At 63.5% G+C, this 23,976-nt stretch carries 22 protein-coding genes and 1 riboswitch; of the genes, 17 read left to right on the top strand and 5 right to left on the bottom strand.

Annotation, left to right across the window (positions count from 1 at the left end; genetic code table 11):
* Positions 1–24: 24 nt before the first annotated feature.
* Positions 25–101: riboswitch (cyclic di-GMP riboswitch) on the bottom strand.
* A gap of 214 nt (positions 102–315) precedes the next feature.
* The 11 genes from KI811_RS16930 (at position 316) to KI811_RS16880 (ending at position 10,914) form a co-directional block, all read left to right on the top strand.
* Positions 316–1,137 carry a mechanosensitive ion channel family protein gene (locus tag KI811_RS16930; protein WP_214187649.1) on the top strand — a complete coding sequence of 274 codons (822 nt, stop codon included), beginning with the start codon at positions 316–318 and terminating at the stop codon, positions 1,135–1,137.
* A 92-nt stretch (positions 1,138–1,229) separates the two neighbouring features.
* Positions 1,230–1,991, top strand: coding sequence for a DUF4350 domain-containing protein (locus KI811_RS16925; protein WP_214187648.1), 762 nt, complete (start codon positions 1,230–1,232; stop codon positions 1,989–1,991).
* A 53-nt stretch (positions 1,992–2,044) separates the two neighbouring features.
* Positions 2,045–3,550, top strand: a complete 1,506-nt coding sequence (locus KI811_RS16920; RefSeq protein WP_214187647.1) for a B12-binding domain-containing radical SAM protein — start codon at positions 2,045–2,047, stop codon at positions 3,548–3,550.
* A gap of 78 nt (positions 3,551–3,628) precedes the next feature.
* On the top strand, positions 3,629–4,615 hold the full coding sequence (locus tag KI811_RS16915; RefSeq protein ID WP_214187646.1) for a serine/threonine protein kinase: 987 nt from the start codon (positions 3,629–3,631) through the stop codon (positions 4,613–4,615).
* Between the two features lie 127 nt (positions 4,616–4,742).
* Complete coding sequence (locus tag KI811_RS16910; protein WP_214187645.1) at positions 4,743–5,615, top strand: bifunctional 5,10-methylenetetrahydrofolate dehydrogenase/5,10-methenyltetrahydrofolate cyclohydrolase; 873 nt, start codon at positions 4,743–4,745, stop codon at positions 5,613–5,615.
* Positions 5,616–5,781: 166 nt separating this feature from the next.
* Positions 5,782–6,660: an SCO family protein gene (locus KI811_RS16905; RefSeq protein ID WP_214187644.1), complete on the top strand. Its 879-nt coding sequence runs from the start codon at positions 5,782–5,784 to the stop codon at positions 6,658–6,660.
* Positions 6,647–8,272 (top strand): cytochrome c oxidase subunit I, encoded by a 1,626-nt coding sequence (gene ctaD / locus KI811_RS16900; RefSeq protein WP_214187643.1) that lies wholly within the window; start codon positions 6,647–6,649, stop codon positions 8,270–8,272. Before KI811_RS16905 ends, ctaD begins: the two co-directional genes overlap by 14 nt.
* The gene (locus KI811_RS16895; RefSeq protein WP_214187642.1) at positions 8,269–8,871 is read left to right on the top strand and encodes a cytochrome c oxidase subunit 3; all 603 of its coding nucleotides are present in this window, start codon (positions 8,269–8,271) and stop codon (positions 8,869–8,871) included. The genes ctaD and KI811_RS16895 overlap by 4 nt, the downstream gene beginning before the upstream one ends.
* A gap of 22 nt (positions 8,872–8,893) precedes the next feature.
* Positions 8,894–9,184: a cytochrome C oxidase subunit IV family protein gene (locus KI811_RS16890; RefSeq protein WP_214187641.1), complete on the top strand. Its 291-nt coding sequence runs from the start codon at positions 8,894–8,896 to the stop codon at positions 9,182–9,184.
* A gap of 9 nt (positions 9,185–9,193) precedes the next feature.
* Positions 9,194–10,102, top strand: coding sequence for a cytochrome c oxidase subunit II (coxB, locus tag KI811_RS18935; protein WP_214187640.1), 909 nt, complete (start codon positions 9,194–9,196; stop codon positions 10,100–10,102).
* Positions 10,099–10,914: a protoheme IX farnesyltransferase gene (locus KI811_RS16880; protein WP_214187639.1), complete on the top strand. Its 816-nt coding sequence runs from the start codon at positions 10,099–10,101 to the stop codon at positions 10,912–10,914. The genes coxB and KI811_RS16880 overlap by 4 nt, the downstream gene beginning before the upstream one ends.
* Before the next feature lie 32 nt (positions 10,915–10,946).
* Here the strand turns inward: KI811_RS16880 and KI811_RS16875 are convergent, their stop codons facing one another.
* The gene (locus KI811_RS16875) at positions 10,947–11,567 is read right to left on the bottom strand and encodes a trimeric intracellular cation channel family protein (RefSeq protein ID WP_214187638.1); all 621 of its coding nucleotides are present in this window, start codon (positions 11,565–11,567) and stop codon (positions 10,947–10,949) included.
* A 97-nt stretch (positions 11,568–11,664) separates the two neighbouring features.
* Positions 11,665–11,793, bottom strand: a complete 129-nt coding sequence (locus KI811_RS18830) for a hypothetical protein (RefSeq protein ID WP_281415256.1) — start codon at positions 11,791–11,793, stop codon at positions 11,665–11,667.
* A gap of 94 nt (positions 11,794–11,887) precedes the next feature.
* Between KI811_RS18830 and KI811_RS16870 the strand changes: the two genes are divergently transcribed.
* The 6 genes from KI811_RS16870 (at position 11,888) to KI811_RS16845 (ending at position 20,861) form a co-directional block, all read left to right on the top strand.
* Positions 11,888–12,898: a DNA cytosine methyltransferase gene (locus KI811_RS16870; protein ID WP_246551836.1), complete on the top strand. Its 1,011-nt coding sequence runs from the start codon at positions 11,888–11,890 to the stop codon at positions 12,896–12,898.
* Between the two features lie 51 nt (positions 12,899–12,949).
* Positions 12,950–14,596: a fatty acid--CoA ligase gene (locus KI811_RS16865; RefSeq protein ID WP_214187637.1), complete on the top strand. Its 1,647-nt coding sequence runs from the start codon at positions 12,950–12,952 to the stop codon at positions 14,594–14,596.
* Between the two features lie 81 nt (positions 14,597–14,677).
* A complete protein-coding gene (locus KI811_RS16860) occupies positions 14,678–16,426 on the top strand; it encodes a transporter substrate-binding domain-containing protein (RefSeq protein WP_214187636.1) in 1,749 nt (582 codons plus the stop codon).
* A complete protein-coding gene (locus tag KI811_RS16855) occupies positions 16,423–17,829 on the top strand; it encodes a sigma-54-dependent transcriptional regulator (protein WP_214187635.1) in 1,407 nt (468 codons plus the stop codon). The genes KI811_RS16860 and KI811_RS16855 overlap by 4 nt, the downstream gene beginning before the upstream one ends.
* Positions 17,830–18,156: 327 nt before the next feature.
* The gene (locus KI811_RS16850) at positions 18,157–19,467 is read left to right on the top strand and encodes a dicarboxylate/amino acid:cation symporter (RefSeq protein ID WP_214187634.1); all 1,311 of its coding nucleotides are present in this window, start codon (positions 18,157–18,159) and stop codon (positions 19,465–19,467) included.
* Between the two features lie 140 nt (positions 19,468–19,607).
* Positions 19,608–20,861, top strand: coding sequence for an MFS transporter (locus KI811_RS16845; RefSeq protein WP_214187633.1), 1,254 nt, complete (start codon positions 19,608–19,610; stop codon positions 20,859–20,861).
* Positions 20,862–21,206: 345 nt separating this feature from the next.
* On the opposite strand, the gene KI811_RS16840 is transcribed toward KI811_RS16845, so the two are convergent.
* The 3 genes from KI811_RS16840 to KI811_RS16830 all read right to left on the bottom strand — a co-directional run bounded on the left by KI811_RS16840 (position 21,207) and on the right by KI811_RS16830 (position 23,964).
* The gene (locus tag KI811_RS16840) at positions 21,207–22,127 is read right to left on the bottom strand and encodes a tRNA dihydrouridine synthase (protein WP_214187632.1); all 921 of its coding nucleotides are present in this window, start codon (positions 22,125–22,127) and stop codon (positions 21,207–21,209) included.
* Between the two features lie 155 nt (positions 22,128–22,282).
* Positions 22,283–22,786, bottom strand: coding sequence for an FKBP-type peptidyl-prolyl cis-trans isomerase (locus KI811_RS16835; protein WP_214187631.1), 504 nt, complete (start codon positions 22,784–22,786; stop codon positions 22,283–22,285).
* A 107-nt stretch (positions 22,787–22,893) separates the two neighbouring features.
* Positions 22,894–23,964, bottom strand: coding sequence for a type IV pilus twitching motility protein PilT (locus tag KI811_RS16830; RefSeq protein ID WP_214187630.1), 1,071 nt, complete (start codon positions 23,962–23,964; stop codon positions 22,894–22,896).
* Positions 23,965–23,976 lie beyond the last annotated feature (12 nt).

Genomic DNA, 23,976 nt, shown 5'->3' with positions numbered 1-23,976 from the left:
GGGCTGTCGAAAATGTGGTGACATTTCGGCAACCCGGCTGTCTCGATGAGACCCTGTGGGCTTTCCGCCCCATCCTCGCGGATGGTTTAGTATTATCGTCTATCACGCTGCCTGTGGAAATAGTGTATCGGGGGAAGACGGTAAGTCAATCCGCATCAACGCGAACAAGAGGCACGGAGTTTATGGACAAATGCGTTCGAAAAATGGCATTGGGTGGAAATGGCGGTAGACTTTATTGACATGGGCTCATGACGGGGTGTAGCCGGAGGCGTCCACCGCTCCCCATCATGAAAGATCACACCGAGGAGGGACGACATGGAAAACATGGGACAGTATCAGCAGATGGTTATCACCTACGCCACTGAAATCGGGATCAAGATCATCGCCGCCATTATTTTCTGGGTCGTGGGTCGCTGGCTCATCCACCTGGTGCAGCGGATGCTTCAGCAGGTCCTTGAAAGGCAGAAGGTGGACCCGAGCCTGATGCGGTACATCGGCAACTTCGTTGGGGTCACCCTGAACATCGTGCTGGTAGTTGCCATCCTCGGGTACTTCGGCGTGCAGACCACCACCTTCGCCGCCTTGGTTGCCGGTGTCGGCATCGCCGTTGGCGCCGCCTGGGGAGGGCTCCTCTCCAACCTGGCTGCGGGAGCGTTCCTCCTCGTGCTCCGTCCCTTCAAGGTAGGTGATTTCGTCACCGCTGGCGGCATCACCGGCACCGTCAGGGAGATCGGTCTCTTCGTGACTGCCATCAACACCCCGGACAATGTCATGACCATGGTGGGTAATGCCAAGATCTTCAACGACACCATCCAGAACTTCACCACCAACGAATACCGCAGGGTGGAGTTGAAATGCCAACTGGCCGGGAGCGCCGATCACGTGGAGGCCATGAAGCTCTTGCGGGAGAAGCTGGCGGCGGTCCCCAACGTGCTGGCAACGCCGCCGGTGGATGTGGAGATTCTCGAGTTCACCCTCGTGGGGCCGGTGCTGGCCGTGCGCCCTTACTGCCACAACGACCACTACTGGCAGGTCTATTTTGACGGCAACCGCACCATACGCGAGGCCCTGGCCGCAGCGGGGTTCCCTGCGCCCATGCCGGCCCAGCTGGTGATGGTCCAGAACCCGCAGGGATAATACCTCCTGCTGCTTCTGCAAATAATGATTGTCATGGGATGATTGTAAATGGTACAAATAAGACCAACAAAGTCTTGTTTGGGGGGATGTCCATGTCACAATCAGTCAAGAGAGCAATGGTGTCGTTCGGCGCGATGTTCATGCTTTTTTCCGTTGTAGTCGTCTCCTGGGGGGCCGGGCCCCTGGTGCTGGTTGACCAGGGTCACGGCCAGCGTTTTGCCGTCGAGCAGGAGGGTGAGCTTCACCTTTCCCGCTTGGCAGCCATCCTTGGTGAAGAGGGGCTCCAGGTGGCGACAAGCCGGGAGCGCCTCACCGACGAGTCACTTGCCAAGGCTGCGGCGCTGGTGATCTCCGGTCCCTTTGAACCCCTGGCGCCGGAGGAGGTGGATGCGGTGGTCCGTTTCCTGGAGCGCGGAGGGCGGGTGGCCCTCATGCTCCACGTCGGTCAACCCCTGGCCGGACTCATCCACCGGGTAGGTGGCGACTTTTCCAACAGCGTCATTCATGAGCGCCAGAACGTCATTGCCGAAAACGATATCACCTTCCGGATTCGGGACCTGGCGACCCATCCCCTCTTTAGCGGGGTGGAGCAGTTCAGCCTCTACGGCGGCTGGGCCTTGAACGGCCTCACTCCCCTTGCCCGGACCAGCGCCGAAGCCTGGGTCGACCTGGACGGGAACCGGAAGCTGTCAGCCGCTGATGCGGTGGATCGCTTCACGGTGGTTGCGGAAGGGAGCATCGGCTCCGGCCGCATCCTCATCTTCGGCGACGACGCCATCTTCCAGAACCGGTACCTGGATGACAGCAACAGCCGCCTGGCCCGCAACTTGGCCCACTGGCTGGCAGGGGGGTAGCGGCCCTCGGCGGCAGCCTTGCCTCTCGCTTCCGTTTCCCCCATAATGGAGCCATGCTCCTTATCCATCCTCCCGTTGCCAAAGTCGGTGAGCCCCCCGCCGGCGTCGCCCGTCTCGCCGGGGCGCTCCGGGCTCATGACCTCCCGTGTCGCGTGTTCGACGCAAACCTGGAGGGGCTCCTCTGGCTCATGGAACAGCCGGCGGCAGCGTCAGACACCTGGACCCGCCGGGCTGCGAAGGGGAGGGCCGCCCACCTTGCCACGCTGCGAGAGCCACAAACCTACCGCTCTCCCGACCGCTACGTGAGGGCAGTCAAAGACCTGAACCGCCTCCTGGCCGTCGCCGGGAAAGAGATGGGGGCCACGGTGGGGCTTGCGGACTATGAGCAGGCCGGCTTCTCGCCGGTGTCCAGCGCCGACCTCCTCCGGGCGGCGGCGGAGCCGGAGCGTAACCCATTTTTTACCTGGTTCAGCAGGCGTCTCCCCGAACTGCTCGACGGCGTCCGGGTCGTGGGGCTTTCCCTCAACTACCTGAGCCAGGCGGTCACCACTTTTGCCATCATCGGCTTCATCCGGCAACGGTTTCCGGGGCTCACGGTGGTGCTCGGTGGGGGACTTGTGACCTCGTGGGTGCAGCGTCCCGGCTGGCGCAACCACTTTGGCGGCGTTGTGGACCACCTGGTGGCCGGGCCGGGGGAAGAGCCGCTCCTGGCCCTCCTCGGTGCCGCGGGGCCCCAGCAGCCGGCGTTGCCGGCCTATGATCTCCTTCCCCTTGCCGACTACCTCTCCCCCGGGCTTGTCCTTCCCTACAGCGCCGCCAGCGGCTGCTGGTGGAACCGCTGCTCCTTCTGCCCCGAACGGGCCGAGGGGAACCCGTACCGTCCCATTCCCGCCTCCCAGGCCCTTGCCGAGTTGCGGACCCTTGTCGACCGGCACCGGCCGGCCTTGATCCATCTGTTGGATAACGCCGTCAGTCCCACCCTCCTGCACGCCCTTGCGGACACCCCGCCCGGCGCGCCGTGGTATGGTTTCGCCCGCATCGACGACAACCTGACCGATCGTGATTTCTGCCACGCCCTGAAGCGTTCGGGGTGCGTCATGCTCAAGCTGGGGCTTGAGTCGGGGGACCAGGGGGTTCTGGACCGGCTCCACAAGGGAATCGATGTGGGGACCGCCGGCCGGGTGCTGGAGAACCTAAGGGTGGCGGGAATCGCCGTCTACGGCTACCTCCTCTTCGGCACCCCGGCCGAGACGGAGGAGGATGCCCGGCGAACCCTGGAGTTTGTGGTCCGCCACCGGGAGGCCATAACCTTCCTCAACCTGGCGGTCTTCAACATGCCGGCGTTCGGGGATGAAGCCGCCGACCACGGGACCGACCCGTTCTACGAAGGGGACCTTTCCCTCTACACTGGCTTCCGCCATCCCCGCGGATGGGGCCGCAGGGAGGTCCGGCGCTTCCTGAGCCGGGAGTTCACCCGCCATCCCGTTGTGGCGGAAATCCTCCGCCGCGACCCACCTCTGTTCACCTCCAACCACGCCCCGTTTATTGCCGGCGGGTGAATCCCTTGGTTCCGTGGGCGAATGGTGGTATGGTGCCCGTGGTTCCATCCATAACCATGTTCAGGAAGTGACAGGCCCATGCCCCATCGCACTCACCCCTTCAGCACCCTTACTCCCGCCTTCATCATGGACGCCGTGGAGAACCAGGGGTTTGCCTGCGACTGCCGCACCCTGGCCCTGAACAGCTACGAAAACCGCGTCTACCAGGTTGGGATTGAGGATGGGGAGCCGCTCATTGCCAAGTTCTACCGCCCCGGCCGCTGGACCGATGAGCAGATCGTGGAGGAGCACGATTTCTGCACGGAGCTGGCGACCCACGAGCTTCCCGTGGTGGCTCCCTGGCGCAACGGCACCGGCCAGAGCCTTTTCCACCATGGCGGCTTCCGCTTCGCCCTCTACCCCCGCCAGGGGGGACGGGCGCCGGAGTTCGATAATCTGGACAACCTCCTGGTCCTCGGGCGGATGCTGGGGCGAATGCACCGCATCGGCGCCGTACGCTCCTTCGCGCACCGTCCTACCCTCGACAGCCAGAGCTTCGGCCACGAAAGCGTGGTCCTTATCCGCGACCGCTTCATCCCACCCGAACTGCAGGAGAGCTACACGGCAGTGACCCGCATGCTCCTGGAGGCGGTTGACGCAATCCTGGCTGAAGCTGGGCCGGTCCGGTTCCTGCGGACCCACGGCGACTGCCATGCCGGGAACATCCTCTGGCGCGACGATGCCCCCCACTTCGTCGATTTCGACGACGCCCGCATGGCCCCGGCCGTGCAGGACCTCTGGATGATGCTCTCCGGTGACCGCCCGCGAAAGCTCGCCCAGCTGGATTCGCTGTTGGAGGGGTACTTGGAGTTCAATGATTTCGATCCCCGGGAGCTGCGGCTGATCGAACCCCTGCGGGCCCTGCGGGTTCTCCACTACAGCGCCTGGCTCGCCCGCCGCTGGGAAGACCCCATCTTTCCCGCCACCTTCCCCTGGTTCAACACCCCCCGCTACTGGAACGACCAGATCATCGAGCTGCGGGAGCAGGTTGCGGCCCTGGCGGAGCCCCCCCTGGAGCTTCCCTGAACAATCCCTTTGCCGTGTCGCCGGTTGTGGCGCCGCGTATTCTGTGCTAAAAAGATATGAGCATTGAACTTCCTGATTTGTATACGAAAAATCGGGAGACGGTCATTGTAAAGGAGTGAGAGCTGCCATGAAACTGCTGGACGGAAAAAAGTGCGCCGAGAGCCTGGTTGCCGACATCGCCAGGAAGGTGGCGGGGTATGAGGAGTCGGGCCTCCGGAAGCCCCATATGACGGTGATTCTCGTGGGGGAGCACGCCCCCAGCGAGTCCTACGTGAAATCCAAGATCAAGTCGTGCGAGAAGGCCGGGTTCGAGGGGACGCTCCTCAGGTTCCCGGATACCATCAGGGAGGCGGAGCTCCTGGAGAAGATCGCCGAGATCAACGCCGACCAGACCACCGACGGCCTCATCGTGCAGCTCCCCCTCCCCCGGCACATCAACCAGCAGCACATCATCAACGCCATTGCCCCCGAGAAGGACATCGACGGGTTCCACCCCACGAACTTCGGCCGCATGACCCTGGGGCAGAAGGCGTTCCGCCCGGCCACCGCCTATGGCATCTGCAAGCTCCTCCAGTTCTACGAGATCCCGGTCTGGGGGAAGCACTGCGTGGTCATCGGCCGGTCGAACATCGTGGGCAAACCCATTTCCATCATGCTCTCCAACGACTTCGACATCGGCAACGCCACCGTGACCCTGACCCACATCGAGACCCCTCGGGAACTGCTGCTGGACGAGACGCGCCGGGCCGACATCGTCATCGTGGCCGTCGGCATTCCCGGCTTCGTCACCGAGGACATGGTGAAGGAGGGGGTGGTCGTCATCGACGTGGGGATCAACCGGCTGGAGGACGGCAAGATCGTGGGGGATGTGGACTTCGAGAACGTGCAGAAGAAGTGCTCCTGGATCACCCCGGTCCCGGGCGGCGTCGGCCGGATGACGGTTGCCGCCCTCATGATCAACACCCTCATGGCCTACCAGAACAATTTCGACCTGGTCTGAGGATGCCCGGCGTTCCCCGCGCCGGAATCTGCAGCATCTTCCCCGAACGGCGGCCCCTGGCCGCCGTTTTCGTTTTTTGTACAGCACCGCTGCCGTGAAGGTTGCGAACCGGACGAAGGGCGGTAAGGTATAGGGGCACGACATCACGGTCACAAGGTGGTGGCCCATGGCATGGCTACCCGGTCTACGACGGACCGGCTTTCGATCCTTCATCCCTCTCTTGCTGGTGGCGTTCGCACTTCTTCCCGGTGCTGCGACGGCCCACACGGAGGAGCAACTCCACGAGCACGGCCCCTTTGGCACGGATGCCGGAGCGGTTGATACGGCGAAGTTCGGCCTCACCGAACGGCTGGGGGAGAAGATTCCCCTCGACCTCACGTTCCGGGACGAAACCGGTTCGCCGGTCCGCCTGGCCGACCTGGTGACCGTTCCCACGATCATCCTTCCCGTCTACTACAGCTGCACCAATGTCTGCAATTTTCTCCAGGGGGGATTGGCCAGCGTCCTGAAGGATGTCAGGCAGAAACCGGGGGAGGAGTACCGGGTTATCTCGGTCAGCTTCGACGAAACCGAAACGCCGGAACTGGCCGCCAAGTACAAGCGGATGTACCTGGCCTCCATGAACGCCACTTTTCCGGAGAACGGGTGGCGTTTCCTGACCGGCGACGCGAAGAACATCCGCCGGCTGACCGATGGGGCCGGCTTCCGGTTCGCGCGCCGGGGAAGGGATTTCATCCACCCGGTGGCGAGCATCATCGTTGCCCGGGACGGAACCATCGTCCGCTACCTCTACGGGACGACCTTTCTCCCCAAGGACCTTTCCCTGGCGCTGCTGGAGGCAAGGAGCGGGAAGGTGGGGGCGACGATCCGCCAGGTGGTGGGATACTGCTTCACCTTCGACCCGACGTCGAAGACCTATGTCTTCAACCTGCTGCGGGTGAGCGCCACAATCGTCATCATAAGCACCGGGGCCTTTCTCGCCTTCCTGTTCCTGACCGGGAAAAAACGCCCGGTGTCTCTCCGAGGTCGCCATGAAGCCCACTGACCAGACCCCGCCCCCCGCCGCCAGCTTCTGGAACGACACCGGCAGGAGCGGCATCACCGCCTGGCTCTTCTCCACCGATCACAAGCGGATCGGTCTCCTCTACTTCTTTTCGGTGTTCGGCTTTTTCCTCGTGGGCGTGGTGCTCGGCCTCTTGCTCCGCATCGAGCTGATGGCGCCGGGCCGGACCATCATGGGGCCCCAGACCTACAACGCCCTCTTCACCGTCCACGGGGTGGTGATGGTTTTTCTCTTCATCATCCCCGGCTTCCAGGGCTCCTTCGGCAACCTCATCATGCCGATCCAGATCGGCGCCCGTGACGTGGCCTTTCCCCGCCTGAACCTCTTTTCATGGTGGCTCTACATGGGCGGCGCGGCGATCATCCTCACGTCGCTCTTCACCGGCGGCGGCCCCCCCGACACCGGCTGGACCTTCTACCTCCCCTTCAGCAGCCGGACAGGGACCAACGTCTCCCTGGCGGTATTCGGCGTCTTCATCGTCGGCTTCTCGTCCATCGCTACCGGCGTCAACTTCGTCACCACCATCCACCGCCTCCGGGCCGAGGGGATGACCTGGGGGCGGCTGCCGCTCTTTGTCTGGTCCCTCTACGCCACTGCCTGGGTGCAGATCCTGGCGACCCCCATCCTCGGCATCACCCTGGTGCTTATCATCGCCGAGCGGCTCCTGGGAACCGGCCTCTTCGACCCGTCCCGGGGGGGCGACCCCCTCATGTACCAGCACCTGTTCTGGATCTATTCACACCCCGCGGTCTACATCATGATCCTGCCGGCCATGGGGGTGATCTCGGACATTATCCCGGTCTTCGCCAGAAAACCGATCTTCGGCTACAAGATGATCGCCTTTTCCAGCCTTGCCATCGCCGCTGCCGGCTCCCTCGTCTGGGGGCACCACATGTTCACCAGCGGCATGAGCGATACGGCGATCCTGGTCTTCTCCTTCCTCACCTTCGTGGTCGCCATTCCGTCGGCCATCAAGGTCTTCAACTGGGTCTCCACCCTCTACCGGGGATCCATCTCCCTGGAGGCCCCCATGCTCTTTTCCCTCTCCTTCATCCTCCTCTTCTCCATCGGTGGGTTGACCGGGCTGATCCAGGGGGCGGCGGCCACCGACATCCATGTCCACGACACCCAGTTCGTGGTGGGGCATTTCCACTATGTCATCTTCGGCGGCTCGGGATTCGCCTTCTTCGCCGCCATGCACTACTGGCTCCCCAAGTTCTATGGCCGCCGCTATGCCGAAAAGCCGGCAATTATCGCTTGGGCGCTCATGTTCGTCGGCTTCAACATCCTCTACTTCTCCATGATCGTGCTGGGGTTGGAGGGGATGCCGCGGCGTTACTACGACTACCTCCCCGAATTCGCCCCCCTCAATCTGCTCTCCACCATCGGGAGCTGGATTCTGGCCGCCGGCCTCGTGCTGCTCCTGGTGAACCTGTTCCGGGGGCTGAGGAGCGGAGAGCGGGTCGGGAGCAACCCGTGGGGAGGGGCGACCCTGGAGTGGAGTATCCCGACGCCCCCTCCCACGGAGAATTTCGAGGAGGAGCCGGTGGTCAGCCACGGCCCCTATGATTTCAGGGGAGCCGGCATCCCATGAGCCATCCGACCCGCAAAGACCACGCCGGCGCCAAGCTCGGGATGTGGCTCTTCCTCTTCACCGAACTGCTCCTGTTCGGGGGGCTGTTTCTCCTCTACGGGACCTACCTGGCCCGCTACCCCCGGGAGTTTGCCGCGGCGGGGCGGGAGATGCATCTGGGGTTCGGGACGGCCAATACGGTGATTCTCATCACGAGCAGTCTGATGGCGGCCATGGCGGTCACCGCCATCCAGCGGAACGGACGTAGGCAGGTCGTGTATTTGCTGGGGGGGACGGTTCTCTGCGGTGCCGTTTTCCTCTTCAACAAATACCTGGAGTGGAGCGCAGAGATCGGCCGCGGCATCTATCCCGGCTCGCCCCGGCTGGCGGCGGGGCCTCCAGGGGAATCGGTCTTCTACAGCCTCTATTACCTGACCGTCGGGCTCCACGGCCTCCATGTCCTGATCGGCGGCACGCTGCTGACGGTGGTGGCGGCGCGGGTCGGGCGGGGGACGATCCACGCCGGGGATTTCGCGTGGCTGGAGAACGGCGCCCTCTACTGGCACCTGGTGGACCTGGTCTGGATCTTCATCTTCCCCCTCTATTACCTGGTTTTGTAGGGGGAAGTTCAAGGAAGCGAACATGGCATCTGAACGCACAGGGAGCCACATCATCGGCTACGGGACACTGACGGCGGTCTGGATCGCACTTCTGGCCCTCACCGCGCTCACGGTCTGGGTGGCCCTCAACGCCCCGGGAATAGGCCACGTGTGGGGCTCCCTCGCCATTGCCGCCGCCAAGGGGGGGCTGGTTATCGCCTTCTTCATGCACATGCGCTACGAGGGGAGGCTCCTGCGCTGGCTGCTGTTTGTGGCCCTCCTTACCCTGGCGATATTCATCGGCCTTACCTTTTTCGACGTTCTCTACCGATAAGGACCTGTCGTGGACCCGAACCTCTACACCACAACCCGCGCGGTGGACCCGATCTTCATGCTGATCTTCGGGATCAGCTTGGTGCTCCTTATGGGGATCACCGCCACCATGGTGGGATTCGTCATCCGCTACCGCCGCTCCCGGGCACCGGAGCCCACCTCCCAGGTGGCGAGCAACATCTGGCTCGAGATTGTCTGGACTGCCCTCCCCACCATCATCGTCATGGGGATGTTCTACTACGGGTGGGCCGGCTACCTGACGCTCCGCAACGTGCCGAAGGATGCCCTGGAGGTGACGGCCACGGCCCGCATGTGGTCCTGGAGCTTCGCCTATGCTAACGGCAAGACCAGCCCGAAGCTCTACGTCCCGGTCGGAAAGCCGGTGCTGGTGCACCTCGTATCCGAGGACGTGATCCACGGCTTCTATGTTCCCGCGTTCCGGGTCAAGCGCGACGTGGTCCCGGGAATGAAGAACCATGTCTGGTTCGTGGCGGACAAGCCCGGATCCTCTGATCTTTTCTGTTCTGTCTATTGCGGCCTCGGCCATTCCGCCATGGTCTCGACGGTGGAGGCGGTTCCCGAGGCGGAGTTCCAGTCGTGGCTTTCGCATGTGGAGGGAGAGGAGAAACAAGGAGAGGGAAGGGAACTCCTTGAGAAGAACGGCTGCCTCGGCTGCCATTCCCTGGACGGGTCGCGAAAGGTGGGGCCCACTTTCAAGGGGATCTGGGGGCGGAACGTGACGGTGGTGACCGGCGGCGTGGAACGGACCATCACCGTGGACGAGGCCTACGTGAAACGCTCCATCCGGGAGCCCGCGGCCGACGTGGTCAAGGGGTACCCGTCGGTCATGCCCCCCTATCCAGCCCTGTCCGACAAGGATATCGAGGAAATCGTGGACTTTTTTAAGGAGCTCAAGTGATTGCAGGGACTGGCCGGCTGCTTCGCCCCCGTCTCGCGCTGCTGAACGGCATCGCGGCGATGGCGGGGTGCCTCCTCGCCCCCGAGGGAGCGGCGATGTCACTCATCGGTGCCTCCCTGGCGGGGGTGACGCTTCTTGCCGCCGGGGGATCGGCCCTCAATCAGGTGATGGAACGGGACCTGGATCTCCTCATGGAGCGGACCCGGCACCGCCCCCTCCCCACGGGGGAGCTCTCTCCCCGGGCGGCAACGGCCATCGGCGGCATCTGCATCGTCGCCGGCCTCGTTGTGCTCGCCGGGGCCGGGGGGATTTTCCCCCCCCTCCTCGGTGCCGGTGCCCTGGCCTGGTACCTGGGGATCTACACCCCCCTCAAGCGCCGCACTCCCTTCGCACTTCTGGCCGGCGCCGTGAGCGGGGCGGTTCCACCCCTTGTGGGATGGGCCGTCACCGGCGGTAATCTGGTCGATTTCCGGATTGTACTCGTGGCGGGGCTCCTCTACCTCTGGCAGATTCCCCATTTCTGGCTCCTCCAGTGCCGCCACGCGGAAGACTACCGGCGGACGGGTCTCCCGCTCTTCGCTCCCGGCGTTACGGCCGGCTCACCCGTCTTCAGGGTCTGGATCGGGGCGTTCGCGGCAGGAACGCTCCTGCTTCCGCTGTTCGGCATCATAGGCGGCGGGGCAGCGCTCGGTTTCTGCGCCTTTTCCCTCCTCTTGGTCCTCCTTGCACTCTCCCGAGCCGACGTTGCCCTCTTCTCCAGCCTCAACCTCTTCCCGCTTCTGATCGTCCTGGCTCTCTATCTCCAGCGGTAAATTCCATCGGCTCCTTCATCGTGTTGCAATGCTCATGTGCTCCGCCCGCCACCACCGGCCCGGGGAAGCGACCAGTTGTAGCGGATGGCAAAGAGCCGCACCACGATGACCGTCATGGCGGCTGCGAGAAGCGACCAGGTGCGGGGGAAGGAGGTTCTGTCCAGGAGAAAGAGGAGGGCAGCGCCGGCGATGCAGGCCGAGGCGTATACCTCCTTCTGCAGCACCAGCGGGACATGGGTGGAGAGGACGTCCCGGATCATCCCCCCGGCGGTGGCGGTCATCACCCCCATCATCACGGAGCCCACGAACCCCATCTTGAAGGCGAGGGCCTTCCCTGTGCCGATGACCACGAAGGTGCCGAGCCCCACGGCATCGAAGTAGAGGAGGGGGTGATGGAGGAATTCCAGGTGCCGGTGAAAGAGAAATATCGCCAGGGAAACGGCGATGGAGAGGTAGAGGTAGGTCTCGTCCTTGAAGATGAAGGGGGGGGTGTCCCCCAGGAACAGGTCGCGCAGGGTTCCGCCCCCCGTGGCGGTGACGAGGCCGAGCATGAGCACGCCGAAGAGGTCCATGTCGCGGCGGATGCCGGCCCAGGCGCCTGAGGCGGCGAAGGCGGCGGTCCCGAGAAGGTCGAGGGCATAGAGCAGGTTCATGGGTTCTCCTTTCGCGGAGAGCTTACCTGCTCGCCAAAGGGAACGCAATGCGAAGTTTATATGGTTGGGGCTCAGGGGATTGCGCTCCCCCGGGCTTTCATTCATTATGCTTTGACGACCGTGCAGCCTCTCGCCTGCGGCGCCGGGCGCCCCGCAGGGCGAAGAACCCGCCGATGGCGGTCAGAATCCAGATGGTGGCCGTAACGATTATCTCGCTTGATGTCATGGTGCTCCTCCGGTCCGTGGGTGCGTGTCCGGCTGAATGGTAGCACCGGCGGGAGCCACCGGCATTGATGCAGGTCAAGGAAGGGGAGGGGAGTTTGGGGAATAGATGGCCAGCAGTGACTGACGGGACAACAGCCGTGCCCCTGCGGGCGCTGGAGCTCTTCTGCGGGATCGGCGGATTTGCCGCGGCGGTGGAGGGGGGAAACGTGCGGGTCGTTGGCGCCTTCGACCAGGACCCGGCGGCCCTGGCCACCTACCGGCTCAACTTCCCCGGTCACGGGGCCCGGCAGGTGGATCTGGAACGGGTAAGCGCCTGGGAACTGACGGCCGGGGGGATCGACCTCTGGTGGCTCTCTCCCCCCTGCCAGCCTTACTGCGAACGGGGAGCGTGCCGGGATCTGGCCGACCCCCGCGCCCGGAGCCTGGTTCATATCCTGGAACTGCTGGGGCGGATACCGGACGATCTCCTCCCCCGCCATCTGGCCCTGGAGAACGTGGCCGGCTTCGTGGGCTCCGAAGCCCACGGCCGGCTCACCGAGGTTCTGGCTTCCCGCGGCTTCCAGGTGCAGGAGCGGCTCCTCTGCCCCACGGAGTTGGGGATTCCCATGCGGCGGCCCCGCTACTACCTGTCCGCCTCCCGCGACGAAATGCGGCCGCTCGTAGCCCCGAACCCCCGCCCCCTGCGCCCGCTGGCCGGGTACCTCGACCGGCGGTTTGGCCGCGACGTACCCGATGAACTGCTCCTTTCTCCCGACGTTGTTGCCCGTTTCGGCGGAGCCCTCCCCATCCTTGATTCTGGCGACGGTTCAGCCTGTGCCACCTGCTTTACCGCCGGGTACGGGAGGTCCATCACGTCCGCCGGCTCTTACCTGCAGTGCGCAAGCGGCGTGCGCCACTTCTCCCCGGAAGAGATTGCGCGGCTCATGGCGTTTCCGGAGGGATTCCGCTTCCCTGACGAACTCCCGCTCCGGAAGCAGTGGCACCTGATCGGCAACAGCCTCTCGGTGGCTGCGGTGCGCGAGGTGCTCCGGGTGTTCCCCTCTCTGGCATTGTCGCCGCGAATCGACGATGAAAATCCGTCCAACCACCCCGAAAACATGATATAACCCGGCAGGTTGTTATTATTTCCGGCCTTCTGTCCGGCCCCAGGAGCCTCTATGTCCGATCCCCTCATTCCCCGCACCCCCTCGGCCTACGACTATCCGCTGCTGATCAAGAACCTCCTCTTCTGCCCCGTGGTGGACAACCCGGACCAGGAGATCGTCTACCGCGACTTCTACCGCGGCACCTACCGCACCCTGCGGGAGCGGGTCCGGCGCCTGGCCAGTGCCTTGACCGGCCTGGGGGTGAAGCCCGGCGACACCGTGGCGGTCATGGACTGGGACAGCCACCGCTACCTGGAACTCTTCTTCGCCGTGCCGATGATCGGCGCGGTGCTCCATACCATCAACGTCCGGCTCTCGCCGGAGCAGATCCTCTACACCATCGACCATGCGGAGGACGACCTTCTCCTGGTGAACAGCGAATTTCTCCCGATCCTGGAGCAGATCCGGGGGCGCCTCGACGCGGTGCAGGGGTACGTGCTCCTTACCGACGAGGCGAAGTCGCCCGAAACCGCCATCCCCTTCCTCGGCGAGTACGAGGCGCTCCTGGCCGCGGCATCGCCGGAATTCGCATTCCCCGATTTCGACGAAAACACCCGGGCCACAACCTTCTACACCACCGGCACCACCGGCATGCCCAAGGGGGTCTACTTCAGCCACCGCCAGCTGGTCCTCCACACCTTCGGTGTCATGACGGCCCTGAGCACGGCGGTGGGGCACGGGACGTTCCGCCGCACCGACGTCTACCTGCCCATAACCCCCATGTTTCACGTCCACGCCTGGGGGATGCCCTATGTGGCCACCATGCTGGGGGTGAAGCAGGTCTATCCGGGGCGTTACGTGCCGGACCATCTCCTGGATCTCATCGAGCGGGAGAAGGTGACCTTTTCCCACTGCGTCCCCACCATCCTCCACATGCTCCTGAAGCACCCCCACGCTGAGCGGATTGACCTCTCGGGGTGGAAGGTGATCATCGGCGGCGCGGCCATGTCGCGGACCCTCTGCCTGGAGGCGCTGCGGCGCGGCATCGACGTCTTCACCGGCTATGGCATGTCCGAGACCTGCCCCATCCTCTCCTTTTCCCATCTCACGCCGGAGATGCTGGAACTTTCCCCGGAGGAGCAGGCGACGATCCGCTGCAAGACCGGCCAAGCCCTGCCTCTGGTGGATCTGCGGGTGGCGGGTGCCGATCTGCGGGAGATGCCCCGGGACGGCGTGAGCAGCGGCGAGATCGTGGTCAGGACCCCCTGGCTCACCCAGGGGTACCTGAAGGACCACAAGGCCTCGGAGCGGCTCTGGGAGGGAGGATACCTCCACACCGGCGACGTGGCGGTCCGCGATGGGCTGGGATACGTGCGGATCACCGACCGGACCAAGGATGTCATCAAGGTGGCGGGGGAGTGGGTTTCCTCCCTGGAGCTTGAAGACATCATCGCCCACCACCCGGCCGTGGCCGAGGTGGCGGTCATCGGCCAGCCCGACGAGAAGTGGGGGGAGCGCCCTCTGGCCCTGGTGGTCGCGAAGCCCGGCGAGGCGGGGCGGGTGACCGAAAAGGAGCTGGCCCACCATGTGCGGGAGTATGCTGACAAGGGGGTCGTCAGCAAGCAGGTGGTCCTTGTCCGGGTCCACCTTGTGGAGGCCATCGACAAGACCAGCGTCGGCAAGACCAACAAGGTCGCCCTGCGGGAAAAGTACCTGTAGCACTTTGGAGTAACGGTGAGATTCCATCCTCCCTCACAGCCGGGTAAACGGTCACGGTTTCTTCTCGTGAGGAATCTCGTCATGGGGATCGTTCGGTCCGGCCGGGGTGGGGTTTGTGCGTCGGGAGTCGCGCTGATCGTCCTGCTTATTGGGCTGCTCACGGTGCCGGCCTTTGCAGCGGGGGAGCGTCCCATAGTGGTGGGGGGGGACCGGGACTATCCCCCCTACGAGTTTCTTGACAAGGACGGAAAGCCGGCCGGCTACAACGTGGAGTTGACCCGTGCCATTGCCGACGTCATGGGGATGAAGGTGGAATTCCGCTTCGGCGGCTGGTCCGAGATGCGCAAGGGGCTCACGGGTGGTACCATCGACATCCTCCAGGGTATCTCCTTTTCGGAGGATCGCTCCAGGAGCATCGACTTTTCCCCACCCCACACCGTCGTTCACCATGCCATCTTTGCTCGTCGCGGCACTCCGCCGGTCGGCTCCCTGGAGGAGCTTCGGGGCAAGGAGGTGATCGTCTTCCGCGGCGGCATCATGCACGATTCCCTCGTCGCGCTGGGATTTGGCCCCAACCTGACCCTGACCGACACCCCTGCCGACGCCCTGCGTCTGCTGGCTTCGGGGAGGCACGACTACGCCGTGGTGGCCATGCTTCCCGGCATGTACCTGATCCGGGAGCTTCACCTGAGCAACCTGGTGCCGGTGGCGAAAAACATTGCGGCTCAGCGCTACTGCTATGGGGTCAGGCACGGGAATGCCGAACTCCTGGCCCGCTTCAGCGAGGGGCTGGCCATTTTGAAGCAGACCGGCCAGTACCAGGCGATCTATGACCGGTGGCTGGGGGTGTACGAGCCGCCAAGGTTCACCACGGAGCGGCTTCTGAAGTATGGGGCCATGGTGCTCCTGCCGCTGCTGACAGTTCTGGCGGCGACCGTGGTCTGGTCCCGGACCCTGCAGCAGCGGGTGGCCCAGCGCACCGAGGAACTGGCCCGGGAAGTGGAGGAGCGCAAGCGGGCCCTGGAGGAACTGCGCCTCCACCAGGCAAGGCTGGTACAGGCCGACAAGATGGCTTCCCTCGGCATCCTCGTCTCCGGCGTGGCCCATGAGATCAACAATCCCAACGGCCTCGTCCTGCTGAACCTGCCGATCCTCCGAGATGTCTACCTCGACGCAGAGGAGCTTCTGGAGGCCCGCTACCGGGATGAGGGGGATTTCCTGCTGGGGGGACTCCCCTATTCGAGGATGCGCCAGGAGATTCCCCATATGCTGGAGGAGATGACCGACGGGGCCACGCGAATCAAACGGATCGTCGAGGACCTGAAGGACTTCGCCCGGTCGGATGTGGTTGACCGCATGGAGCCCTTCGACCTGAATGCTGTGGTGCAGGCGGCGGTGCGGCTGGTGGAACCCTCACTCCGCAAGGCGACCTTCCACTTCTCGGCCGACTACGGTGAAGAGTTGCCATTGGTGCGGGGTAATTCCCTGCGGATCGAGCAGGTGGTGGTCAATCTCCTGATCAACGCCTGCCAGGCGCTGCCGGGTACCGACCGGGCCATCTCCCTGGCCACGGTCCATGACCCCGCAACCGGCACCGTGGTGCTCACCGTCCGGGACGAGGGGGTGGGGATTCCCCCTGAGCACCTCTCCCGTCTCACGGATCCGTTCTTCACCACCAAGCGGGAAAGCGGCGGCACCGGCCTGGGGCTCTCCATCTCGGCGGGCATCGTCCAGGAGCATGGCGGGAGCCTCGCCTTCGACTCAGCACCCGGCAGGGGGACCACCGTGACCCTCACCCTGGCTGCCCTCAAGGAGGATATGATCCCATGACGGAACTGCTCGCACCCCCCTTGGGGGTTTTGCTGGTGGACGACGAGCCGGCCTGGCTCCGTTCCGTGAGCCTTACCCTGGCCCGGGCGGGGATCACCAATACCGTCACCTGCCAGGACGGCCGCCTCGTGATGGATATTCTGGCCAAAGGGGGGATCGGGCTGGTGCTCCTCGACCTGACCATGCCCCACTTGGCCGGGGAGGATCTCCTGGCGCTGATCGGCGAGCGTTGTCCGGAGATCGCGACCATCGTGGTGAGCGGCATGAACCAGGTGGAAACCGCGGTTCGCTGCATGAAGCTGGGGGCCTTCGACTACTTCGTCAAGACCGTCGAAGAGGATCGCCTCGTGTCGGGGGTCGTCCGGGCCCTCCGGATGCTGGAGCTGGAACGGGAGAACCGGGCCATGACCGACCGCTTCGTTTCCGGCCAGCTGCGGCACCCGAAGGCGTTCGCCAGTCTCGTGACCGGCGACCGGACGATGCATGCCATCTTCTCCTACATCGAGGCGGTTGCCGCGAGTCCCAAGCCCTTGCTGATCAGCGGCGAGAGCGGAGTCGGGAAGGAACTGATCGCCCGGGCCGCCCACGGTCTCAGCGGTTGCTCCGGGCCCCTGGTGTCGATCAATGTGGCCGGTCTCGACGATACGGTTTTCGCCGATGCCCTGTTCGGACACGTGCGGGGGGCCTACACCGGTGCCGACCAGACCCGGAGGGGGATGATCGAGGAGGCCGCCCATGGCACCCTGTTCCTGGACGAGATCGGAGACCTCAGTATTCCCTCCCAGGTGAAGCTGTTGCGCCTTCTGCAGGAAGGGGAGTATTTCCCCCTGGGGAGCGACCGGCCCAAGCGCCTCAAGGCCCGGATCATCGTCGCCACCCACCGGGATCTGGCGGCGCGGGAAGCGTCCGGGGGATTCCGGCGCGACCTCTACTACCGGCTCCGTACCCACCAGATTCACGTACCGCCGCTGCGGGAGCGGATGGATGACGTCCCGCTGCTGGTTGAGCACTTCCTTGCGGAAGCCGCCCGAACCCTTGGCAAGAAGAAACCGACCCCCCCGCGGGAACTGTTCCAGCTCCTCGCAACCTACCGGTTTCCCGGCAATGTCCGGGAACTGAAGGCGATGATCTTCGACGCGGTGAGTGTCCACCGTGGAGGGGTTCTTTCGCTGGATACCTTTATCAGGGCCATCGGCCCTGTCAGCGGCGAGGCGTTGAACGTGCCGCCGCCTGAAAAGAGCCTTTTCGCCGGTCTCGACCGTCTTCCCACTTTTGCGGAAGCCGCCGAACTGCTGGTCGTCGAGGCCATGACCCGCTCCAAGGGGAATCAGACCATCGCCGCCCGGCTGCTCGGCATCTCCCAGCCGGCCCTCAGCAAGCGGCTCAAACTCGCCCGCCAGTAGTTTTTTCCCCGATTGCCAGAGCAGCGCCGCAAAAGGGTATAACCACGGTTATTGTTATAACCCAGGTTATACCTCTTCTCCTTTCGTGACGTGTCGCACGGTTTCACCACTCCTCTCCCCTCGTTGCTATAACCTCGGTTATACCCCTTTGTGGTAGGCAGACAATTTTAAAACAGTGTTTATTGCTATATTTAAGCATGTTACGCGACTGTTGCGATTTGGTATTCAGTTTGCTGATATGACTTTATAGTCCATCGCGCGTTATGGTCGAAGTCGGCCACTGCACTGTACTCGGTACCACAACTTCAACGATGAGAGGGTGAGCGAATGAAACAGAAACGGTTCTACCAGCATCTGTATGTCCAGGTTCTTGCCGCCATTGCCGCCGGGGTACTCCTCGGCAATTTCTTCCCGGAGACGGGGGTCGCCATGAAGCCTCTGGGAGACGGCTTCATCAAGCTGATAAAGATGATCATCACCCCCGTCATCTTCTGCACCGTCGTCACCGGTATCGCCGGGATGGAAGACATGAAAAAGGTAGGGCGCGTGGGAGCCAAGGCGCTCCTCTACTTCGAGGTTATCACCACCTTTGCCCTGGCCATTGGCATTATGGTGGTGAACGTGATCCAGCCCGGCGCCGGTTTCAATGCCGACGTGACCAAGCTCGATACCAAGGCCCTGGCCGCCTACACCACCCAGGCAAAGTCCCACACGACGGTGGACTTCGTCATGAACATTATCCCCAACAGCGTAGTGGATGCCTTCGCCAAGGGTGACATCCTGCAGGTGCTTCTCTTTGCGCTCCTGTTCGGCTTTGCTCTTTCAATCCTCGGCGAGAAGGGGAAAGCTGTCCACGCACTGATCGACCAAGTGTCCCAGGTTTTCTTCGGCATCGTCAACATCATCATGAAACTGGCCCCCGTCGGTGCCTTCGGAGCCATGGCGTTCACCATCGGCAAGTTCGGCGTCGGCTCCCTCTCCAAGCTCGGCATGCTCATGGGAAGCTTCTACCTTACCTGCCTCCTCTTCATCTTTGTGGTGCTCGGCACCATTGCCCGACTCTGCGGTTTCAGCATCATCAAGTTCCTCTCTTACATCCGCGAGGAACTCCTCATCGTACTTGGCACCTCTTCATCCGAGTCGGCCCTGCCTCGCCTGATGACCAAACTGGAGCATTTGGGATGCAAGAAGTCGGTGGTGGGGCTCGTGGTCCCCACAGGCTACTCCTTCAACCTGGACGGCACCTCCATCTATCTGACCATGGCAGCGATTTTCGTTGCCCAGGCCACCAACACCCCCCTCACCCTGACCCAGACCGTGACCATCCTGGCAGTGCTCCTCCTCACCTCCAAGGGGGCGGCGGGGGTCACCGGCAGCGGCTTCGTCACCCTGGCCGCCACCTTCGCCGCGATCCCGACCATTCCGGTGGCGGGTCTGGCCCTCATTCTCGGCATCGACCGCTTCATGTCCGAGGCCCGCGCCCTGACCAACTTCATCGGCAACGGCGTTGCTACGGTGGTTGTCTCCAAGTGGGAGAATGAGCTGGATGCGGCGCAGATGCAGCGGGTCCTGAACAATGAGGCTGTCGAGGATGAGCTGCTGGTGGGCGAGCCGGACCTGGAGGCAGTGGCGGATTAGGATATCCCCCTGTCCCTCTGTGCTCCGCAGGAAGAAGGCGGCCATCCGGCCGTCTTCTTTGTTTCTTCTTCACCCGCCATAACGGGGGTTCCTTTACGGTCGCCGGACCCTGTGCTAGGATGCCGGGAAAGGAGACCTCCATGCCCCATCACAGCCGTATCCGCCGCCAGCGCTGGGTCATCTTCTCGGTGCTGGCGCTCATGTATATTCTGGTCTATTTCTACCGGGTCTCCCTGGCGGTGGTGGCAGGGGACATCTCCCGGGAGCTGAGGCTCACCCCCCAGCAGCTCGGCTCCCTGTCGGGGATTCTCTTCTACGTCTATGCCGTGGCCCAGCTCCCCCTGGGACCCATGATTGACCGGCTGGGGAGCCGGCTCGTCATCAGCGGCTGCGGCGTGCTGACCACCATGGGCGGCATCCTCTTCTCCCAGGCGGACACCCTTGCCATGGCCATGGCGGCCCGGGTGCTGATCGGCATCGGCACCGCGTCGGTGCTCATGGCCACCTTCACCATCTTCAGCCACTGGTTCTCCAAGCAGGAGTTCGGCCGGGTCTCCGGCTTCATGGTGGCCATCGGGAACCTGGGGAACCTTTCGGCCACGGCCCCTCTGGCCCTGGCGGTGGCCGCCATCGGCTGGCGTTCTTCGTTTCTGGTGATCGGCATCCTCCAGGCGGTGGTGACGGTACTGGTTTTTAGCATGGTAAAGGATCGCCCGCCGGTGGCGGATCCCGGAGACGCCGCCGACGCCGCTAGGCCCGCCGGCATGCTGGATGCCTGGGGAGAGATCTTCTCCAATCCCCATTTCTGGCTTTTGGGAGGGGTCTCCTTCTTCTGGTACGGCAACTACCTGGCCCTCCAGGGGCTGTGGGGCGGCCCCTACCTCATGGAGGTGATGCGCCTTTCCCGGGCCGCCACCGGCCAGATGCTCATGTTCACCTCCCTGGGGTTCATTACCGGGAGCATGGTGGTCGACACCGTCGCCCGCCGGCTCTTCCGTTCCTACAAGAAGACCCTTCTGGCAGGGCAGATTGTGCTACTCATCCTCATGTCCGGCTTTCTCGGGACCGCCGAAACGCTTCCCCGCCCGCTCCTGGCGCTCCTCTTCTTCGCCATCGGCCTGGCCGTCTCCAGCGGAGTCATGATCTACCCCATCATCCGCTCCATGTTCTCCGTGCGAATCGTGGGGACGGCTCTCACCTCCCTCAACTTCTTCGTCCTCATGGGTGCGGCGGCGACCCAGCAGATCATGGGGGTGATCGTCGGCTCCTACGGGCGCGGCGCTGCGGGTGCCTCTCCCGCCGCCTACCATGCCGCCTTCCTCTTTCCTGTGGCGGGTCTGGCCGGTGCCATTGTGGCGTATTTCTTTGCGCGGGATTATTCGGAGAAGGGGTAAATAGACTGACCTGTGGGGATCACGCCCCCCGCAGGTCCATCAAACGTGAAAAGGCCCGCCAAATCGTTCGGCGGGCCTCTTTTGTATTGCTTCTGTTCTCCCCATTTCAGGGTCATGCCGGCTCGGTACTTCAGCCGGCCACGTGCTGCCTCAGATTGTGTTCGGGAGTAGCTACCTCTATAGCGGGGCCCTCCTTCTGTTGACAGTCTGTTGCACTTCTGTTGCCGGTAGCGCTACCTGGTTCAACTATACCTTTGGAATAATTCTCTGCACAGACTGTAAAAAAATTTTTTTCCGGGTATAATGTGACATTGTGCCAAAGGGGGCGGAAAACCGCCTCCTTTCTCATTGAATATCTCTCAGGACTGAGGCGAAGGCCGCGACAGTCCGCGCCTTTTTGAGCTGTTTGAGCCCCTTTGCCAGGAAGGGATCGTCCATGGTGGCCAGAACCCCCTTGATCTTCCCCAGAACCTGCGTGTCGCCGCAGAAGATTCCGCCGTATCCCTTCAGCAACTCCCCCAGATAGCGCTTGAGTATAGCCACTCTCTCATCGCCGGTCGGCTCTGCCGGAGCCTTCCCCCTGAGCCGCTGGAACAGCAGGGGATCGGCGATGGCTCCCCTCCCCAGCATGAGTCCCGCCGCCCCCGTTTCCCGCAGGACCCGCAGGCCGTCGGCGGCTTTCCGGATGTCGCCGTTGGCGATGAGCGGGAGCCGTGTCTGCCGCACCACCTCGGCGGTAACGGCATGGTCGGCGTGGCCGGCGTATTCCTGCACAACCGTCCGGGGATGGAGCACCAGGAAGTCGACCCCCGCCCCCTCGAACAGGGGGAGAAGGGTCATTATCTGCCCGGGGTCGTCGTAGCCCGCCCTGACCTTGACGGAAAATGTCCCGGCAATGGCCCTCCGCAGGGCCGGAATGAGTGCTTCCAGCCCTTCGGGCCTGCGGAGCATCCCGCCGCCGGTGAGGCCGGAAGTCATCCGTCCGTAGGGACAGCCGAGATTGAGGTTGATGTGAACGGCCCCTGCCTCCTGGGCCGCCCGGGCCGCGGCCTCCAGGGCGTCATGGTCGTGGCCGATGAGCTGCACCGCCAGGGGGACGCCCCCCTCTGCGGCGGCCACCTCCCGCAGATCCCCCGCCCTGATTGGCTGCCGCGCTCCGCCGGGGTTCACCCGCATGAACTCGGTGAAGACCACATCGGGCCGCACCCAGTCAATGAACAGGGCACGCAGTGCCCGGTTCGTCAGCCCCTGCATGGGGGCCAGCATCAGGGGAATGTGGCCTGCCGGCCAGGGGAGGGGAGTGTTTGGAGTTGTAACGGATGATGGAGTTGTGTCGTGCATAGTGGCTAAGGGGGAAAGACGACAAAGGCGACCATGGGTCGCCTTTGCTGTTTTCGTACGCCGATTTTTTCGGGAAAATCCTAGAGGATCTCCACCAGCTCGAATTCGTAGGTGAGATCTTCGCCTGCCAGGGGATGGTTGGCGTCGAAGGTTACGCTGTCGGCGGTCACTTCAACCACGGCCACCCCGATCTCCTCCTCGTCGTCGTTGGCGAGCACCAGTTCCTGCCCCACCTCGGGAACCAGGTCCGCGGGGAGGTCGCTCTTGGGGACCGTGAAGACCTTTTCCTCGTCGTACTCGCCGAAGGCGTCCTCGGCCGGGATCGTGACGGTCTTCTTCTCGCCGGGGGCCATGCCGATCAGGGCCTCCTCGATCTGCTCGAAAAACTCCCCTCCGCCGATGGTGATCTCCATGGGGCCAGCCTCGCAGCCGCAGTCGTCGTCATCGCAGCCGTGGTCGGATTCGCATCCGCATTCGTCGCTATCGCACGCATCAGCTTCGAGGGTGCTGTCGAAAACCGTTCCATCCTCAAGCTTGCCGGTGAAATCTATTTTTACCCGGTCGCCCTTCTGTGCCTGTTTCATTCCGTAGTCCTTCCTACTCTTGTGATATGTCCGGCCCTTGGCCAATTGCAACATCGTACGCGGTCTTGTGCCCGGCAGTCCAGTGAAAATATCTTTATGCCTCTCCGTTACTCGGTGAAGGCGAGCTTCCTCTCAAGATCCATGGAGCGGGTGATCTGCTTGGCCTGGTCGAAGGTGATGATCTCCTTCTCGCAGAGCTCCAGGAGGTGCTGGTCCAGGGTCTGCATGTGGTAGAGGGAACGGCCGTTCTCGATGTGCTTCTCGATCTCGTCGAGGCGCCCCTCGCGGATGCACGCCTGGATGGTGGTGGTGGCCCGCATGATCTCCACCACCGGCAGGATGCTCTCGCCGCTCTTGTCCTTGATGAGCCGTAGCGACACCGTGGCCACCAGGATGTCGGCCAGGCGCTGGCGCAGGACCTCCTGGGCATCGGGGGGGAAGTGGCCTATGAGCCGGTTGATGGTGGAGACGGCGCTCTGGGTGTGAAGGGTGGAAAAGACCAGGTGCCCCGTTTCCGCAGCCTTGATGCAGGAGTCGATGGTCTCCAGGTCCCGCATCTCACCAACCATGATGACGTCGGGGTCCATGCGCAGCGCCGAGCGGAGCGCCGCGCTGAAGTTCTCCGTGTCGATCCCCACCTCCCGCTGAATGATGCAGCTCCGGTCCGAGGTGAAGAGGAACTCGATGGGGTCCTCGATGGTGATGATGTTGAAGGAGCAGGTCTCGTTCAGGTGACGGAGCATGGAGGCCAGGGTCGTGGACTTGCCGTTGCCGGTGGGGCCGGTGACCAGCACGAGCCCGTTGGGGGCCTTGGCGATCTCCCCCAGGACCGGCGGCAGGTTCAGCTCCTGGAAGCTCCCCACATGTGGAGGGATCACCCGCATGACGATGCCGATGGCTCCTCGCTGGCGGAAGATGCTGACCCGGAACCGGCCGCCGTTGGGGAGGGAGTAGGAGGCGTCCACCTCCCGCAGGTTGTCGGGAAAGGCGCGCCGGTTCTGCTCCAGGACGGTCTTGGCGATGAATTCCGTGTCCTGGGGGGTCAGGCGGGGGAGCTTTGAGCGGAGCAGCTGCCCCTTGGCCCGGAAAAAGGGGGGATTGTCCACCTCGAAGTGGAGGTCCGACACCCGCTTCTCGAAGGCTATCCCCAGTATCTGGTTCAGAAGGTTCATGTCCATGAAGGTACCTCG

The sequence above is a fragment of the Geobacter hydrogenophilus genome (assembly GCF_018501225.1).
Taxonomy (GTDB): Bacteria; Desulfobacterota; Desulfuromonadia; order Geobacterales; family Geobacteraceae; genus Geobacter; species Geobacter hydrogenophilus.
This window is presented reverse-complemented; position numbering and strand designations above follow the sequence as displayed.